The organism is Actinomadura sp. KC06 (assembly GCF_004348735.1).
In the GTDB taxonomy this organism is placed as follows: Bacteria; Actinomycetota; Actinomycetes; order Streptosporangiales; family Streptosporangiaceae; genus Spirillospora.
On record NZ_SMKT01000408.1, the window covers coordinates 1 to 802 of the forward strand.

The following is an 802-nucleotide window of genomic DNA, read 5'->3' on the forward strand; positions in this document are numbered from 1 at the left end:
AGCCCGCCCACCGCGCCCGTCCGTCCGGGCGTTATTCGGGCGGAACGGACGGACGGGCGCGGTGGGCGGGCTCCGTCAGCGGCCCCGGTCGCGGCCTTGGTCGTGGTCGGCGTCGTGGTCGGCGTCGTGGTCGGCGTCGTGGTCGGCGTCGTGGTCGCGGGCGGCGCCGGTGAGCTTCCACGCGGCCGGGAGCAGCGCGGCGGCGAGCAGGACCTTCAGCGCGTCGCCGGCCAGGAACGGCGTCATGCCGAGGTCGAGCGCGCGGCCGAGGCCGACGTCCAGGGACGCCATCAGGTAGGGGACGCCGGCCGCGTACATGATCGCCGTCCCGGCGAGCATGGTCGCGGCGGTCTTGACGGGGGTGCGGTCGCCGCCGCGCTGCGCCAGCCGTCCGACGACGGCCGCGGCGGCCACGAACCCGAGGACGTAGCCGAGGGTGGGCGCGCCGGTCCCGGAGCCGCCTTCGGTGAACCAGGGCACCCCGGCGATGCCGGCGAGCAGGTAGAGCAGCATGCCGAGGGCGGCGCGGCCGGGGCCGAGCGCGGCGCCGGCGAGCAGCACCGCGAAGGTCTGGCCGGTCACCGGCACGGGGGTGCCGGGCAGCGGGACCGCGATCTGCGCGGCGAGGCCGGTGAACGCCGCGGCGCCGGCGACGAGCGCGGCGTCGCGGGCGAGGGCGCCGGGCAGCAGGTCGCCCAGGACGGCGGGGCGCCGCCGGGCTGCGTGGGCAGTGGCCACGGTTCCTCCCAAACGTGTGGTGTCAGGTCGAAACCTAGCGAACGGGCCTTACCTGTCTCTTATA

The 802-nt window shown here is 76.9% G+C and carries 1 protein-coding gene; it reads right to left on the reverse strand.

Annotated features, from left to right (window positions below; genetic code table 11):
• Nucleotides 1-75: 75 nt before the first annotated feature.
• Nucleotides 76-738, reverse strand: a complete 663-nt coding sequence (locus tag E1287_RS43385) for a biotin transporter BioY (RefSeq protein WP_131972019.1) — start codon at nucleotides 736-738, stop codon at nucleotides 76-78.
• Between the last annotated feature and the right edge of the window lie 64 nt (nucleotides 739-802).